The following is a 13,341-nucleotide window of genomic DNA, read 5'->3' on the forward strand; positions in this document are numbered from 1 at the left end:
GGGTGGATCAGTGGTACCGGGTGGTGCTGGCGCTGGAATGACCCTGCGCGCGGCGGGATTATGGCCTGAGGATTCGCCATTCCGTCACGCCGCACGGGGGGCTTCATGCATCATCCAGTCTCAGCCAGGTGGTCTTCAGCTCGGTGTACTTCTCCAGCGCGTGCAGGGACTTGTCACGGCCGTTGCCGCTCTGCTTGTAGCCGCCGAAGGGCACGGTGATGTCGTCCTCGTCGTACTGGTTCACATGCACGGTACCAGCTCGCAAGGCGCGTGCCACGCGGTGCGCGCGGTTGAGGTCGTGGCTCCAGACGCTGGCCTGCAGGCCGTAGGGCGTGGCGTTGGCCAGTCGCACCGCCTCTTCTTCGGTTTCGAAGCGGATCACCGACATCACCGGCCCGAAGACCTCCTCGCGGGCGATGCGCATGTCGTTGGTGGCGTGGTCGAAGACGGTCGGCTGGACGTAGAAGCCGCCCGACTCGGTGCGCACCCGCTCGCCGCCGTGACAGACCGCGCCTTCCGCCCGACCGGCGTCGATGTAGCCCAGCACGGTGCGCATCTGCCCTTCATCGACCAGCGCGCCCATCACGGTGGCCGGGTCGAGCGGGTCGGCGGGCTGCCAGCCGGGCATCTGGGCGGTGACGTTGGCGACGAACTCGTCGGCGATGGACGCATGGACCAGCACCCGCGAAGGTGCGTTGCACGACTCGCCCTGGTTGAAGAACAGGCTGCTGGCGACGGTGCGGGCCGCTTTGGCTGGGTCGCGGTGGTCGGGGAAGACGAGGAAGGCCGACTTGCCGCCGAGTTCGTTGTAGACGCGCTTGAGGTTGGAGCGTCCGGCGTAGTCGAGCATGCGCCGGCCGGTGCGCGTCGAGCCGGTGAAGCCGATCGCGTCCACGTCCATGTGCAGCGCGAGCGCCTCGCCCGCCTCGTGGCCGAAGCCCGGCACGACGTTGAACACCCCCGGCGGCAAACCGGCTTCGAGCGCGATCTCGGCCAGCCGCAGCGCGGTCAGCGGCGATTTCTCGCTCGGCTTCATCACCACCGAGTTGCCGGTGGCGAGTGCCGGTCCGAGCTTCCAGGCGGCCATGATCATCGGATAGTTCCACGGCACGATCACGCCGACCACGCCCATCGCCTCGCGGGTGATGAGCGCCAGCGCGTTGCGACCGGTGGGGGCGATCTCGTCGTAGACCTTGTCGATCGCCTCGGCGTACCACGCGATGGTGCGCGCCGCGGCGGGCACGTCGACGCTGCGCGAGAACTGGATCGGCTTGCCCATGTCGAGCGTCTCCAGCAGCGCGAGTTCGTCGCGGTGGGACAGGATCAACTCGGCGAAGCGCTGCAGCACCTTCTTGCGAGCGGCGGGCGGCTGGTGCGCCCAGCGGCCGTCCTCGAACGCGGCGCGGGCCGAGGCCACGGCGGCGTCGATGTCGGCGGTCTGCCCGCGGGCGATGGGGGCGAGGCGGCGGCCGTCGATCGGCGAGTGCTTGTCGAAGGTCTCGCCGCTGGCGCTGGTGGTGCGCTGGCCGTTGATGAAGGCGCGGCCGTCGAGGGTGAGGGCGGCGGCACGGTCGTGCCAGGACTGCGTTGGGTTCATGAATGTTCCGTCGTCTTGGTCTGCAAGGGCGCGGGGGAGCCGAGCGGGCGTCCGTCGCGCAAGGCGTTGTCTTTCAGCGCCGGATTGGTGATCCGGTCCCAGTGCAGCAGGTCGATCTTGAACAGGATCGGCAGGGCGTCGATCTCGTTCCAGAGCGTCGAGAACTCCGCATCGGTCATCTGTGGCGCCACGACGGCCAGGTCGATGTCGGATCCGGGCCGTGCGGTGCCACGGGCGCGTGAGCCGAAGATCAGCACCTGGTCGATCGTGGCGTGCCGGGCGAACACCTGACGCAGTGCGTCGAGGTGCCGCTGCGCGATGCCGAAGGTCAAGGGGTCTCGGTCTGCCATTGCGCCACGTCCACAGCCAGTTGCTTGAAGATTCCTTGTCCGGATTCGAGCAGGAATTCGTACACCTTCTGGGCCAGCAATTCGTCGTAGGTGTGGCTGGTCAGGTTGCGCATCTTCTGCGCGTCGCTCCAGAGGTTGCCGTCGTGGATGAGGCCGTTCTGGAGCGACGCCTGAAAGACATCGCGGGGCGTCAGGGCGTCGATGCCCACCACCTCCAGCCGCAGCTTGAGCGTCTTCCACGCCAGCTCCCAGCAGAACTCGAAGCGCTGGATGGCCGAGTCGCGGACGAATGAATTGAACGGTTGTTCGCACGCCTCGACCAATCGGGCGACGGCACGGCGCAGGTCGTTGGCGCGTTGCGTGAAGCGGTCAGTGCTCATTTTTCTGGCGTGATTGACAAGATCCGGTGGCGCGATACGACTTCCTGAATAACGCAGGAAAAAATGTGTTGAACCAGATCCGGATTGAGTTGGTGGGCTCTGGCCAGGGCACGGAAATTTTCGGCTTGTGCGGCTTCTCGTTGCGGATCGACGGCCTGCAATTGGTATCGTTTCTTGATCAGCCCCACATCTTCCGTGACGCGGAATCGCTCGGCCAGCAACTGGATGATCTGCTCGTCAATGCTGTCGATGCGCGTACGCAATCCATCCAGTTCGTGCATCACACCCACCCCCGCGCCCGCACATCCCCCAGCGTCAGGTCCAGACACTTGTGGATCAACCCCATCAACTCATCCACCTGCGCGATCGTCATCACCAGCGGCGGCGCAATGATCATCCGGTCCCCGACCGCGCGCATCACCAGCCCGTTGGCGAAGCAGTGCCCGCGGCAGAGCATCCCGACTTCCAGCGCGGAATCGAACATCGCCGGATGCCCATCCCCGCGGTCCTTGGCCTTGACGAGCTGCATCGACGCCATCAGCCCGCAGGTCTGCGTCTCGCCGATCAGCGGGTGGTCGTTCAGCTTGGCGAACTGCGCGGCCAGATACGGCCCGGTCTCGTCGCGCACCCGCTCGACCAGCTTCAGCGACTGGATCAGCTTGATGTTGGCGATGGCGACGGCGCAGGCGACCGGGTGGCCGCTGTAGGTGTAGCCGTGCTCGAACTCGCCGCCTTGCTCGATCAGCGCCTTGGCGACGCGGTCACCGACCATCACGCCGCCCAGCGGGATGTAGCCCGAGGTCACGCCCTTGGCGAAGGTCATCAGGTCCGGCTTCGTGCCCATCGTCTCGCAGCCGAACCAGTTCCCCGTGCGCCCGAAGCCGCAGATCACCTCGTCGCTGACCAGCAGGATGTTGTACTTGTCGCAGATGCGCTGGATCTCCGGCCAGTAGGTGGCCGGCGGCACGATCACGCCGCCCGCGCCCTGCACCGGCTCGCCGATGAAGGCGGCGACCTTGTCCGGGCCGACTTCGAGGATCTTCTGTTCCAGCCAGCCGGCCGCCTTCAGGCCGAACGCGTCGCGTGTCATGCCGGCGCCGTGTTCGAGCCAGTGCGGCTGGTCGATGTGGGTGATGCCGGGGATCGGCAGGCCGCCCTGGGCGTGCATGTACTTCATCCCGCCGAGCGAGGCGCCGGCCATCGTCGAGCCGTGGTAACCGTTCCAGCGGCTGATGATGACCTGGCGCTCGGGCTGGCCCTGCAGATCCCAGTAGCGGCGGACCATGCGCACCACGGTGTCGTTGCCCTCGCTGCCGGAGCCGGCGTAGAAGACGTGCTGGAACTGCGGCGGCGTGACCTCGGCAAGCAGTTGCGCGAGTTCGACGGCGGGCGGCGTCGTGGTCTGGAAGAAGCTGTTGTAGAAGGGCAGCTCCTTCATCTGGTGCGCCGCGGCGTCGATCAGCGACTGCTGGCCATAGCCGACGTTGACGCACCACAGGCCGCTCATCGCGTCGAACAGCCGGTTCCCTTCGCTGTCGGTGAGGTAGAGGTTGTCGGCCTTGGTGATGATGCGCGAGCCCTTCTGCGCGAGCTGCTGGAAGTCGGTGAAGGGGTGCAGGAAGTGGGCGGCGTCGGCGGCTTGCCAGGAGGCGGTGTCGTGGGTGGTCGGGGTGCTCATGGTGCGGTTCCTGATCGTGTTCGGTGGTGCGGGTACGGCGGGCGGGCGCGGCTCAGACGTGCAGCAGCAGGTGCTCGCGCTCCCACGGCGAGATCACCTTCATGAACTCGGCGTACTCGATTTCCTTGATCTCGGTGTAGACGGTGATGAAGGACTCGCCGAGCACCTCCGCCAGCGCCTTCTCGTTGCGCAGCTTCTCCAGCGCCTCGCCCAGGCTGCGCGGCAGCTGGTAGTCGCCGAGGTAGGCGTCGCCCTTGCACTCGGGCGTCGGTTCGATCTGGTTCTTGATGCCGAGGTAGCCGCAGGCCAGCGTCGCGGCCAGTGCGACGTAGGGGTTCGCGTCGGCGCCGATCACGCGGTTCTCGATGCGCCGCGCCGCGGGCGAGGCCACCGGCGAGCGGATGCCGACGGTGCGGTTGTCGGTGCCCCACTGGATGTTGATGGGGGCTGCGGTGAAGCGCGACAGGCGGCGATAGCTGTTCACGTACGGGGCAAACAGCGCCATCGCCGACGGGATGTACTTCTGCAGCCCGCCGATGTACCAGTAGAACTCCTTGCTCGCCGTGCCATCCGGGTTGCTGAAGATGTTCTGCCCGGCCTTGTTGACGAGGCTCTGGTGGATGTGCATGGCGCTGCCCGGCTCGCCGGCGATCGGCTTGGCCATGAAGGTGGCGAACATGTTGTGGCGCATCGCGGCTTCCCGCAGCGTGCGCTTGAAGAAGAAGACCTCGTCGGCGAGCTGCAGCGGGTGGTCGTGGAAGAAGTTGATCTCCATCTGCCCGGCGCCGATCTCGTGGATCAGCGTGTCCACGTTCAGCTCCATCTGCTCGCAGTAGGAGTAGACGTCCTCGAACAGCGGATCGAACTCGTTGACCGCGTCGATCGAGTAGGCCTGGCGCGAGGTCTCGGCCCGCCCGCTGCGGCCGATCGGCGGCTTGAGCGGCATGTCCGGATCGGTGTTGCGGGCGACGAGGTAGAACTCCAGCTCGGGGGCGACCACCGGGTTCCAGCCCTCGGCGTCGAACAGGTCGCAGACCCGGCGCAGCACCGAGCGCGGCGCGAACGGCACCATCTTGCCGTCCTTGTCGTAGCAGTCGTGGATCACCTGCGCGGTCGGGTCGGTGGCCCACGGCACGATGCGCACGGTGCGCGGATCGGGGCGCAGGTGCATGTCGCGGTCGGTGGGGTTGATGACGTCGTAGTAGGGGCCTTCCTCGGGGAACTCGCCCGTCACGCCCATGGCCACCACCGCCTCGGGCAGCCGCATCCCGCGGTCCTCGGTGAACTTCTGGCGGGGCAGGATCTTGCCGCGGGCCACGCCGGTCAGGTCGGGCACCAGGCATTCGATCTCGGTCACGCGGCGCTCGTTGAGCCAGTGTTCGAGGTCGCTGAAATTGAAGTGTTCGCGCTTGTTCATGGTCTGTTCCGTGTTCGTCTCAGGGCACGGGCGGCACAGGTCGCGACGCCGGTGTTGTCCGGGCGTCGTGCCATCGGTTCCGCCCGGGGAGGAGGACGGATCAGCGGCTCGGTGGCCGGTGCAGGTCGCGGTAGTCCTGGCACGCTGCACCAAAGGCGCGCAGCATCGCCATGGAGACCGGGTTGTCAGCCGCCTGCCACTCCGGATGCCATTGAACGCCGAGGGCAAATCCGGGGCTGTCCGCCACCGAGAAGGCCTCGACCAGACCGTCGGGCGCGAGGGCCTCGACGCGCAGTCCTTCGGCCAGGCGGCGCACGCCCTGGCCGTGGACACTGTTGACCATCACTTCGTCGCGGGCGAGTACCCGCGCCAGCAGTCCGCCGGGCTGCACCTGCACGGGGTGCGACAGGCCGTACTGCACCTCGACCGGGTCGTCGCCGCGCGCGCGGTGGTCGTGCAGACCGGCCACCTCCTGCACGGCCTGGTGCAGCGTGCCGCCCAGCGCCACATTGGTTTCCTGGAAGCCGCGGCAGATTGCGAGCAGCGGCATTCCGCGGGCGATCACCAGCGGGATCAGCGGCAGGGTCCAGGCATCGCGCACGGCGTCCAGCGGCAGCGCGGGGTCATGCACTGCTTCACCGAAGTGGCCCGGGTGCACGTTCGAGGGCGAACCGGTCAGCAGTACGCCATCGGCCAGATCGAGCAAGGTGTCGAATTCCGCGGGGCTGGCCGACGGCACGATCAGCGGCAGGGCGCCGGCGAGCCGCACGGCATCGAGGTACTTCTTGCCCGCGATGTGGAAGGGATGCTGTCCGAGCATCCGGTTGCAGGCCGGGACGAGGACCACAGGGGGGCTTGAACGGGACGGGAGCGCTTGGGTCATTGGAAATGAAACCATTGCATGCAGTGTGCCAGCACCATTTCGGTGCTGACCACCGGGTTCCCCCTGAGGCCGGGTCGCGGAATGGCGTGGATCACAGCAGGTCCCTCAGCCGGTGCCAGAGCATGCCCAGCACCAGCGTGGGCGTGCGCAGCCGCTCTCCGCCGGGGAAGGGGCGGTGGCGCAGGCGGCCGAAGACATCGAAGCGGCCCGCCTCGCCGCACATCGCTTCGGCGACGAGCTTGCCGGCCAGCCCGGTCAGCGCCAGACCATGGCCGGAGAAGCCCTGCACCAGGTAGATCGGCGCGCTGGCCGCCCCGTCCGCGGGCAGGCGCACGAATTCGGGCGCGCGGTTCATCGTGATGTCGACGAAGCCGCCCCAGGCGTGGGTGATCGGGGTGTGCGCCAGGCTCGGGAAGGTGCGCACGATGTGGGCGCGCATCCGGGCGGCGAGGTTCGGTGGCGTCACCGTGCTGTAGCTGACCTTGCCGCCGTAGAGCAGGCGCTGGTCGGCGGTGGGGCGGAAGTAGTCGAGCGAGAAGTTGTTGTCGCACACCGCCGCGCGGGTCGGCAGCAGCGCGTCCATCTGCGCGGGCGCCAGCGGCTCGGTCACGGCGACATAGGTACCCACCGGCATGATGCGGGCCGCGGGTGTTGCCGGCAGACCGGCCAGACCGGCCGAGCCGGTCAGATGGACGTTGCCGGCCAGCAGCACCTGGTCGGCCATCACCTGGCCCTGCGCGGTGCGCAGCAGCGTGACGCTGCGGTGGCGTTCGATGCCGGTGACGGCGGTGTGTTCGTGGATCACGGCGCCGGCCTGCCACGCGGCGTGGGCCAGCCCCAGCACGTACTTCAGCGGATGCAGGTGGCCGCTGCGCCGGTCGTAGACGCCGCTGGCGTAGCGGGCGCTGCGGATGTGCAGCGGCAGGGCCGAGGGGTCGAGCCACTGCTGGCGGTAGTCGTAGACCTCGGCCATGCGCTCGACCCAGGCGCGCAGGGCTGCGGCCTTGCGCGCACTCACTGCCACGGTCAGCGCACCCGACTGCCAGTCGCAGGCGATGCGGTGGCGGTCGCGGCGGGCATGGATGAGGGTCAGCGCCTCGATCGTCATGGCCCAGATGCGGCGGGCGTCCCCCAGGCCCAGCTGGGCTTCGATCTCGGCCATGTCGCAGGCCAGCCCCGGCAGCGCCTGTCCGCCATTGCGGCCGGAGGCTGCCCAGCCGACGCGCTGCCCTTCGAGCAGCACCACCGAGCGGCCACGCTGCGCCAGCTCCAGCGCCGCCGACAGCCCGGCGAGCCCCCCGCCCACGACCGCGACATCGGCCCGCACCTCACCGTCCAGTGGCAGGTGGGCCGGGCGGCGCGCCACTCCTTCGGCATACCAGGAATGCCGGGCGAGGGCCAGATCGGTGTGCAGCAGCGAACGAGTCAGGCGAGCCTCCGCGAGGGGTGGTCGGCCGGCGTCACAGCCGCCGGTTCGACCCCATTGTGGCCGAGCCTGCGCAAGATGTCACACCACGCGCCGGATCGCCGCGGCCACGGTCTCGACGATCTGCCCGATCTGCTCGGCCGAGATGATCAGCGGCGGCGACAGCGCGATGGTGTCGCCGGTGGTGCGGATCATCACGCCGTGTGCGAAGCAGTCGAGGAACACGTCGAACGCCCGCTTGCCCGGCTCGCCCGGACGCGGCGCCAGCTCGATGCCGCCGACCAGCCCGAAGTTGCGGATGTCCACCACGTGCGGCAGCCCGCGCAGACCGTGCAGCGCCGTGGCGAAGGTGTCGGCCATCGTGGCGGCGCGCGTGAGCAGACCCTCGTCGGCGTAGGTCGCCAGCGTGCCCAGCCCGGCGGCGCAGGCCAGCGGGTGCGCCGAGTAGGTGTAGCCGTGGAAGAACTCGATCAGGTGCGCCGGGCCGTTCATGAAGGTGTCGTGGATCGCCTGCTGCACGAACACCGCGCCCATCGGCACGCTGCCGTTGGTGATGCCCTTGGCGGCGGTGATCATGTCCGGCACCACGCCGAAGGTCTGCGATGCGAAGGGCTGGCCGGTGCGCCCGAAGCCGGTGATGACCTCGTCGAAGATCAGCAGGATGCCGTGCTGGTCGCAGATCTTGCGCAGGCGCTGCAGGTAGCCCTGGGGCGGGATCAGCACGCCCGTCGACCCGGCGATCGGCTCGACGATAACGGCGGCAATGGTCGAGGCGTCGTGCAGCGCGACCAGGCGCTCCAGGTCGTCGGCGAGGTCGGCGCCGTGCTCGGGCTGGCCGACGCTGAAGGCGTTGCGGGCCGGGTCGTGGGTGTGGCGGAGGTGGTCCACGCCGGACAGCAGCGTGCCGAACATCTTGCGGTTGGTGACGATGCCGCCGACCGAGATGCCGCCGAAGTTGACGCCGTGGTAACCGCGCTCGCGGCCGATCAGGCGGGTGCGGCTGCCTTCGCCGCGCACGCGGTGGTAGGCCAGCGCCATCTTCAGCGCCGTCTCGACCGACTCCGAGCCGGAGTTGGTGAAGAACACGCGGTTCAGCCCAGCCGGGGTCAGCTTGGCCAGCTCGTCGGCGAGTTCGAACGCCTTCGGGTGGCCCATCTGGAAGGGCGGCGCGTAGTCCATCTCGCCGGCCTGCTGCTGGATGGCCTGCACGATCTTCGGCCGCGCGTGGCCGGCGTTGACGCACCAGAGGCCCGCCACGCCGTCCAGGATCTGGCGGCCGTCGTCGGTCCAGTAGTGCATGCCCTCGGCGCGGGCGAGCATCCGCGGCGCCTGCTTGAACTGGCGGTTGGCGGTGAAGGGCATCCAGTAGGCGTCGAGGCGGGGGTCGTGGTCGGCAGTGGTCATGGCGGTCGGCGGGTTGGCAGCGGGGAGACGGCGTGAAGGCTCCAGTCTAGGCAGGGACACACGCAACAGGGTTGCCATTTGAGGGTGCCAATGCAGCGGCTGCGCTCTAGAATTGTGCGAATCGAACCCTCAGCGCAACAACATGGCCGACCCCTCCACGCCCGTGCAACTCGATGCCACCGACCGCGCCCTGCTGCGCCAGCTCCAGCTGGATGCGCGGCAGTCGAATGTCGAACTGGCCGAGCAGGTGCACCTTTCGCCGTCGGCCTGCCTGCGGCGGGTGCGGCGGCTGGAGGAGGGCGGTGTCATCGCCCGTTATGTCGCGCTGCTCGATCCGCGCGCGGTCGGGCAGAGCGGCATCTCCTACACCGTGGTCAATGTCGAGCGCACGACCACCGAGGCGCTGCGGCGCTTCGAGGAGGCGGTGCGGGCAGAGCCGTCGATCCTCGACTGCTTCTACGTCGCCGGGGGCAACGACTACCTGATCCGCTTCACCTACCGCGATGCCGACGACCTGGAGCGCTTCCACGCCGAGGTGCTGACGCGGCTGCCGGGCGTGATGCGGCTGAACTCGATGCTGGTGCTGCGCACGGTCAAGAAGACCACCGCGCTGGAGGTGTGACGATGGCCAGGTCCATGCCCGATGCCGGACTGCAGGTCGAGCGCCTGCGCTTCCATTTCCCGCACCACGCGCTGTTCACCGACTGGTCAGCGCAGTTCGGCCCCGGCCTGGGTCTGGTGCGTGGCGGCGATGGCAGCGGCAAGTCGACGCTGCTGCGGCTGCTGGCCGGGTCGCTGGCGCCGCAGGCGGGGCGGCTGGTGCTGAACGGTGCCGACCTGGCGCAGCATCCGCTGGCCTACCGGGCGCAGGTCTTCTGGTGCGATCCGGCGGACGAGGCACTGGACGGGCTGGGCGCGCGGGACTATCTGGCGCTGCGCCAGTCGCAGCATCCGGGCTGGGACGCGGCGGTGCTGGCGGAGGATCTGGAGGCACTCGGGCTGCTGCCGCACCTCGACAAGCCGCTCTATGCACTGTCCACCGGCACGCGGCGCAAGCTGCGGCTGGCGGCGGGGCTGGCCAGCGGGGCGCCGCTGACGCTGTTCGACGATCCGCTGGCGGCGCTGGACCTGCGCTCCGCGGACTATGTGCTCGACAGGCTGGACGACTGCGCGGAGGCCGCTGACCGCGTCGTCATCGTCGCCCACCATGCGGCGCTGGACGGCGTGCCGCTGGCCACGCTGGTCGATCTGCCCGGCGACGGCTCCGCATCCTCGTAGGCGGCGAAGGCCTGCGCGCGCCGCTGGCGCTGCCAGCTCGCGCGGTCCACCTCGAACACCAGCGAGGGGCGTGCAGCGCCGGACTCGCTGTCACGCAGTGCCTCGCCGCGCAGGTGCAGCCCGACCAGTTCCATCAGCTGCTGCGAGGCGCGGTTGTCGGTCGAGGTGATGCCGACCAGCCGCTCCACCCCGGACTGCTGGAACGCCGCATCCACGCACATCCGCCCCAGCTCCAGGCTGATGCGCCCGTGCCAGTAACGCGCATGGGTCCACAGGCCCATCTCCAGCGTGCCTTCGGCTTCGCCCGCACCCGCCGGCTGGAACCGGAACAGGGAAACCCACGCCCCGGTCTCCTTGAGTACGGCCGAAACCGAGGCCATCTTGCCGGTCCGCGTCGCTTCAATGACCGACTCCACCCGTCGATATACCTCCCATTCACTGCCCGGTTGATCCCAGAGCAGGTGCTGGTTGAAGGCCGGGTTCCGGGTCGCGTCGAACAGGGGCCAGGTGTCGGACAGGCACACCGGGCGGAGTGCCAGGCGCTTGCTGTAGACCGAGATCAGTCGGGCCGTCAGGTCATGGAAATCGGTTGGCATGGGCGGATGGTTCACCGGGTTGAGGACACGCCCGGGTTCTACACCAGGGGCCGCGATGCTGGCCCGGGTGGGGTGTGCTGGACTTGTGCAGGAGTTGGAATTGATGAAATCGAGTCGGCATTTGTGTGATTTTGTATCTACGGGCTGCCAGCTGACCCAACTTCTGGAGGGTGTGGGCGAATCGATCGTGCATGTCGATGCGCAGTGGGTGGTGCGGTACTGCAACGACGTCTATCTGCGCGGCATGGGCCTGCGCGCCGAGCAGGTGATCGGCAAGACGCCCTTCGACTACCACCCGGGCTTCCGCCGCTCGATCTTCTTCGACACCATCGAGGCCTGCCGGCGCGATGGCCAGCCGCGCATGGCCATCGGCTATTCCACCGCGGTGCAGCGCTGGCTGATGGTGCGCGTCTACCCGCACGAGGGCGGGATGATGTCGCTGGCCAACGATGCGACCGAGTCGGTCGTGCGCCAGTTCCAGCTCGCGCAGGAGGCGCTGCGCGACCCGCTCACCCGCGTGGGCAACCAGCGTGCGATGGAACAGGACATCAAGGCGCTGGTCGACCGCGGCGAGACCTTCTCGCTGGTGCTGTTCAGCCTGCGCCGCTTCAACACGATCAACGACTCGCTGGGCCATTCCCAGGGCGATCTGGCGCTGATGGAAATCGCCTCGCGCCTGCAGTCGGTCACGCGGGACCACGAGCATCTCTACCGGCTCAATGGCGTGGAGTTCGTGCTGCTGACGCCAGCGCAAGGCGAGGCCCTGCAGGAGCGCACCGATGCGCTCGCAGCGCGGCTCGGCGAGCCGATCACGATGCGGGGCCAGAATTTCCGGCTCGGCGCGGCCTTCGGGGTGGTCGGTGCGCCGGACCACGGCGATGCACCCGAGGTGCTGCTGCGCCGCGCCGCGCTGGCGCTGCGCTGTGCCAAGCGCAGTGCAGGCGAGCAGATCGTCCACTTCGACGACCGGCTGGAAGCGGCTGGCCGGCTGCGCATGGCGCTGGAGGGGGATTTCCGCGCCGCCCTGCAGCGCCACGGTGACAGCGACGGCCTGGCGCTGGCGCTGCAACCGAAGGGGCGCCTGAAGGACGGCCATGTGGTGGGCGCCGAGGCGCTGATCCGCTGGCGCCATGCCGAGCGCGGGCCGCTGTCACCGGCAGATTTCCTGCCGATGGCACAGGAATGCGGCCTGATGGTGGAGCTGGACCGCTGGGTGCTGGACGAGGCGCTGCGCCTGCAGCGCAACCTGATGAACCTGGGCCACCAGCTGCCGCTGAGCATCAACCTGTCGGTCGAGGGGCTGGCCGACGTGCAGCTGGCCGGCAACGTCTCGGCGGCGCTGCTGCGCTGGGGCGTGCCGTCCTCGCTGCTGGAGATCGAGATTCCCGAGGGCGCGCTGATGCGCGACGTGGAGGTGAGCGGCCGGGTGCTGGCGGAGCTGTCGGCGCTGGGCGTGCGCATCAGCATCGACGACTTCGGCACCGGCTATTCCTCGTTCGCGTACCTGGCGCGCTTTCCGGTGAGCACGCTGAAGATCGACCGCTCCTTCGTGCGCGACATGTGCACCAAGGCGGCCAGCAAGACCATCGTGCGCAGCCTGGTGAGCCTGGCGCATGCGCTGTCGATGGACGTGGTGGCCGAAGGCGCCGAGACCGACGCCGAGATGGCCATGCTGCGCCGCATGCACTGCGACGTGGTGCAGGGCTTCGGCTACGGGCGGCCGCTGCCCTTCGACACCTTCGTGTCCTTCGTCAGCCAGCGCATGAGCGGGGGTGTCGCCGGGCGGGTCGGCGAAGCCTCGCCGAGCCCCTTCGTCATCTGAGCGAGACTGCCGCGGCCAGATAAGCGGCGCGCACGGCGTCGATCCGTTGCCGGTTCACGCCGAAGTCTTCCCGGCCGAGCCGGCTGGCGCTGCGCACCTCGATGACGCCGCCTGCCGGATCGACCCAGAACTCCACGTCGTCCACGAAACGCAGCCAGCGGGTCTGCGCCTGCGCGTACAGGTAGTCCGGGCGCTGCTCGACGATGGTGACGCCCGGCATGGTCTGCAGCACCGTGGCCAGTGTCTGCATCGACGCGGTCGCACTGCCATCCCGCAGGGGCAGCGGCTCGATCACGGCGTAGGCCTGCTGCGGATGGCCGGGAAACAGCCGTGCCTGGCTGCTGACGCTGTTGCGTGTCAGCGAAGGGGGCTTGAGGCGGCCGTTGGTGACACCGAGGTCGTTCGGCCGCTGGCCGTTCAGCAGGCCGAGCCGCGCGCCGGTCAGCACGGCAGCCACCAGACTCAGCAGGACCAGGACAAACGTTTTCATGGGCACACCTTCCGCCGCCA

General features: G+C 68.7%; 13 protein-coding genes and 1 pseudogene. 3 read left to right on the plus strand and 11 right to left on the minus strand.

Features of this window, described 5'->3' with window-relative positions:
• Positions 1-103: 103 nt before the first annotated feature.
• The 9 genes from BDD16_RS17675 to aptA form a co-directional block, all read right to left on the minus strand.
• Positions 104-1,597 (minus strand): aldehyde dehydrogenase, encoded by a 1,494-nt coding sequence (locus tag BDD16_RS17675; RefSeq protein WP_179635149.1) that lies wholly within the window; start codon positions 1,595-1,597, stop codon positions 104-106.
• Positions 1,594-1,929 (minus strand): nucleotidyltransferase family protein, encoded by a 336-nt coding sequence (locus BDD16_RS17680; protein ID WP_218897850.1) that lies wholly within the window; start codon positions 1,927-1,929, stop codon positions 1,594-1,596. Before BDD16_RS17680 ends, BDD16_RS17675 begins: the two co-directional genes overlap by 4 nt.
• Positions 1,926-2,327, minus strand: coding sequence for an HI0074 family nucleotidyltransferase substrate-binding subunit (locus BDD16_RS17685; RefSeq protein WP_179635151.1), 402 nt, complete (start codon positions 2,325-2,327; stop codon positions 1,926-1,928). Before BDD16_RS17685 ends, BDD16_RS17680 begins: the two co-directional genes overlap by 4 nt.
• Positions 2,324-2,608: a chorismate mutase gene (locus BDD16_RS17690; RefSeq protein WP_179635152.1), complete on the minus strand. Its 285-nt coding sequence runs from the start codon at positions 2,606-2,608 to the stop codon at positions 2,324-2,326. Before BDD16_RS17690 ends, BDD16_RS17685 begins: the two co-directional genes overlap by 4 nt.
• On the minus strand, positions 2,608-4,005 hold the full coding sequence (locus BDD16_RS17695) for an aspartate aminotransferase family protein (RefSeq protein WP_179635153.1): 1,398 nt from the start codon (positions 4,003-4,005) through the stop codon (positions 2,608-2,610). Before BDD16_RS17695 ends, BDD16_RS17690 begins: the two co-directional genes overlap by 1 nt.
• 52 nt (positions 4,006-4,057) lie before the next feature.
• Positions 4,058-5,422, minus strand: a complete 1,365-nt coding sequence (locus BDD16_RS17700; protein WP_179635154.1) for a glutamine synthetase family protein — start codon at positions 5,420-5,422, stop codon at positions 4,058-4,060.
• A 100-nt stretch (positions 5,423-5,522) separates the two neighbouring features.
• Entirely contained in the window at positions 5,523-6,305 is a 783-nt protein-coding gene (locus BDD16_RS17705; protein ID WP_179635155.1) for a gamma-glutamyl-gamma-aminobutyrate hydrolase family protein, read from the minus strand.
• 91 nt (positions 6,306-6,396) lie between these two features.
• A complete protein-coding gene (locus BDD16_RS17710; RefSeq protein ID WP_310732771.1) occupies positions 6,397-7,671 on the minus strand; it encodes an NAD(P)/FAD-dependent oxidoreductase in 1,275 nt (424 codons plus the stop codon).
• A 141-nt stretch (positions 7,672-7,812) separates the two neighbouring features.
• A complete protein-coding gene (gene aptA, locus BDD16_RS17715) occupies positions 7,813-9,135 on the minus strand; it encodes an omega-aminotransferase AptA (protein ID WP_179635156.1) in 1,323 nt (440 codons plus the stop codon).
• A 142-nt stretch (positions 9,136-9,277) separates the two neighbouring features.
• Here aptA and BDD16_RS17720 point away from each other — a divergent pair, with 142 nt between their 5' ends.
• Both BDD16_RS17720 and BDD16_RS17725 read left to right on the plus strand, forming a co-directional pair.
• Positions 9,278-9,757, plus strand: coding sequence for an Lrp/AsnC family transcriptional regulator (locus tag BDD16_RS17720; protein ID WP_179635157.1), 480 nt, complete (start codon positions 9,278-9,280; stop codon positions 9,755-9,757).
• Between the two features lie 2 nt (positions 9,758-9,759).
• Positions 9,760-10,413 carry an ABC transporter ATP-binding protein gene (locus tag BDD16_RS17725; protein ID WP_246332592.1) on the plus strand — a complete coding sequence of 218 codons (654 nt, stop codon included), beginning with the start codon at positions 9,760-9,762 and terminating at the stop codon, positions 10,411-10,413.
• A 128-nt stretch (positions 10,414-10,541) separates the two neighbouring features.
• On the opposite strand, the pseudogene BDD16_RS23090 reads toward BDD16_RS17725, so the two are convergent.
• Positions 10,542-11,009 (minus strand): annotated as a pseudogene (locus tag BDD16_RS23090) (GNAT family N-acetyltransferase); the annotation flags it as partial.
• A gap of 103 nt (positions 11,010-11,112) precedes the next feature.
• Here BDD16_RS23090 and BDD16_RS17730 point away from each other — a divergent pair.
• On the plus strand, positions 11,113-12,831 hold the full coding sequence (locus BDD16_RS17730; protein ID WP_246332593.1) for a putative bifunctional diguanylate cyclase/phosphodiesterase: 1,719 nt from the start codon (positions 11,113-11,115) through the stop codon (positions 12,829-12,831).
• On the opposite strand, the gene BDD16_RS17735 is transcribed toward BDD16_RS17730, so the two are convergent.
• Entirely contained in the window at positions 12,824-13,321 is a 498-nt protein-coding gene (locus BDD16_RS17735; protein ID WP_179635159.1) for a DUF1499 domain-containing protein, read from the minus strand. The two genes, BDD16_RS17730 and BDD16_RS17735, sit on opposite strands and share 8 nt — an antisense overlap.
• Positions 13,322-13,341 lie beyond the last annotated feature (20 nt).

It is taken from the genome of Sphaerotilus montanus (assembly GCF_013410775.1).
GTDB classification, from domain to species: domain Bacteria; phylum Pseudomonadota; class Gammaproteobacteria; order Burkholderiales; family Burkholderiaceae_C; genus Sphaerotilus; species Sphaerotilus montanus.

Coding starts and splice junctions, on each gene's coding strand:
- BDD16_RS17685 (WP_179635151.1), bottom strand. CDS start 2,327: ATGAGCACTGACCGCTTCACGCAACGCGCCAACGACCTGCGCCGTGCC.
- BDD16_RS17705 (WP_179635155.1), bottom strand. CDS start 6,305: ATGACCCAAGCGCTCCCGTCCCGTTCAAGCCCCCCTGTGGTCCTCGTC.
- BDD16_RS17690 (WP_179635152.1), bottom strand. CDS start 2,608: ATGCACGAACTGGATGGATTGCGTACGCGCATCGACAGCATTGACGAG.
- BDD16_RS17720 (WP_179635157.1), top strand. CDS start 9,278: ATGGCCGACCCCTCCACGCCCGTGCAACTCGATGCCACCGACCGCGCC.
- BDD16_RS17700 (WP_179635154.1), bottom strand. CDS start 5,422: ATGAACAAGCGCGAACACTTCAATTTCAGCGACCTCGAACACTGGCTC.
- BDD16_RS17675 (WP_179635149.1), bottom strand. CDS start 1,597: ATGAACCCAACGCAGTCCTGGCACGACCGTGCCGCCGCCCTCACCCTC.
- BDD16_RS17695 (WP_179635153.1), bottom strand. CDS start 4,005: ATGAGCACCCCGACCACCCACGACACCGCCTCCTGGCAAGCCGCCGAC.
- BDD16_RS17725 (WP_246332592.1), top strand. CDS start 9,760: ATGGCCAGGTCCATGCCCGATGCCGGACTGCAGGTCGAGCGCCTGCGC.
- BDD16_RS17730 (WP_246332593.1), top strand. CDS start 11,113: ATGAAATCGAGTCGGCATTTGTGTGATTTTGTATCTACGGGCTGCCAG.
- BDD16_RS17735 (WP_179635159.1), bottom strand. CDS start 13,321: ATGAAAACGTTTGTCCTGGTCCTGCTGAGTCTGGTGGCTGCCGTGCTG.
- aptA (WP_179635156.1), bottom strand. CDS start 9,135: ATGACCACTGCCGACCACGACCCCCGCCTCGACGCCTACTGGATGCCC.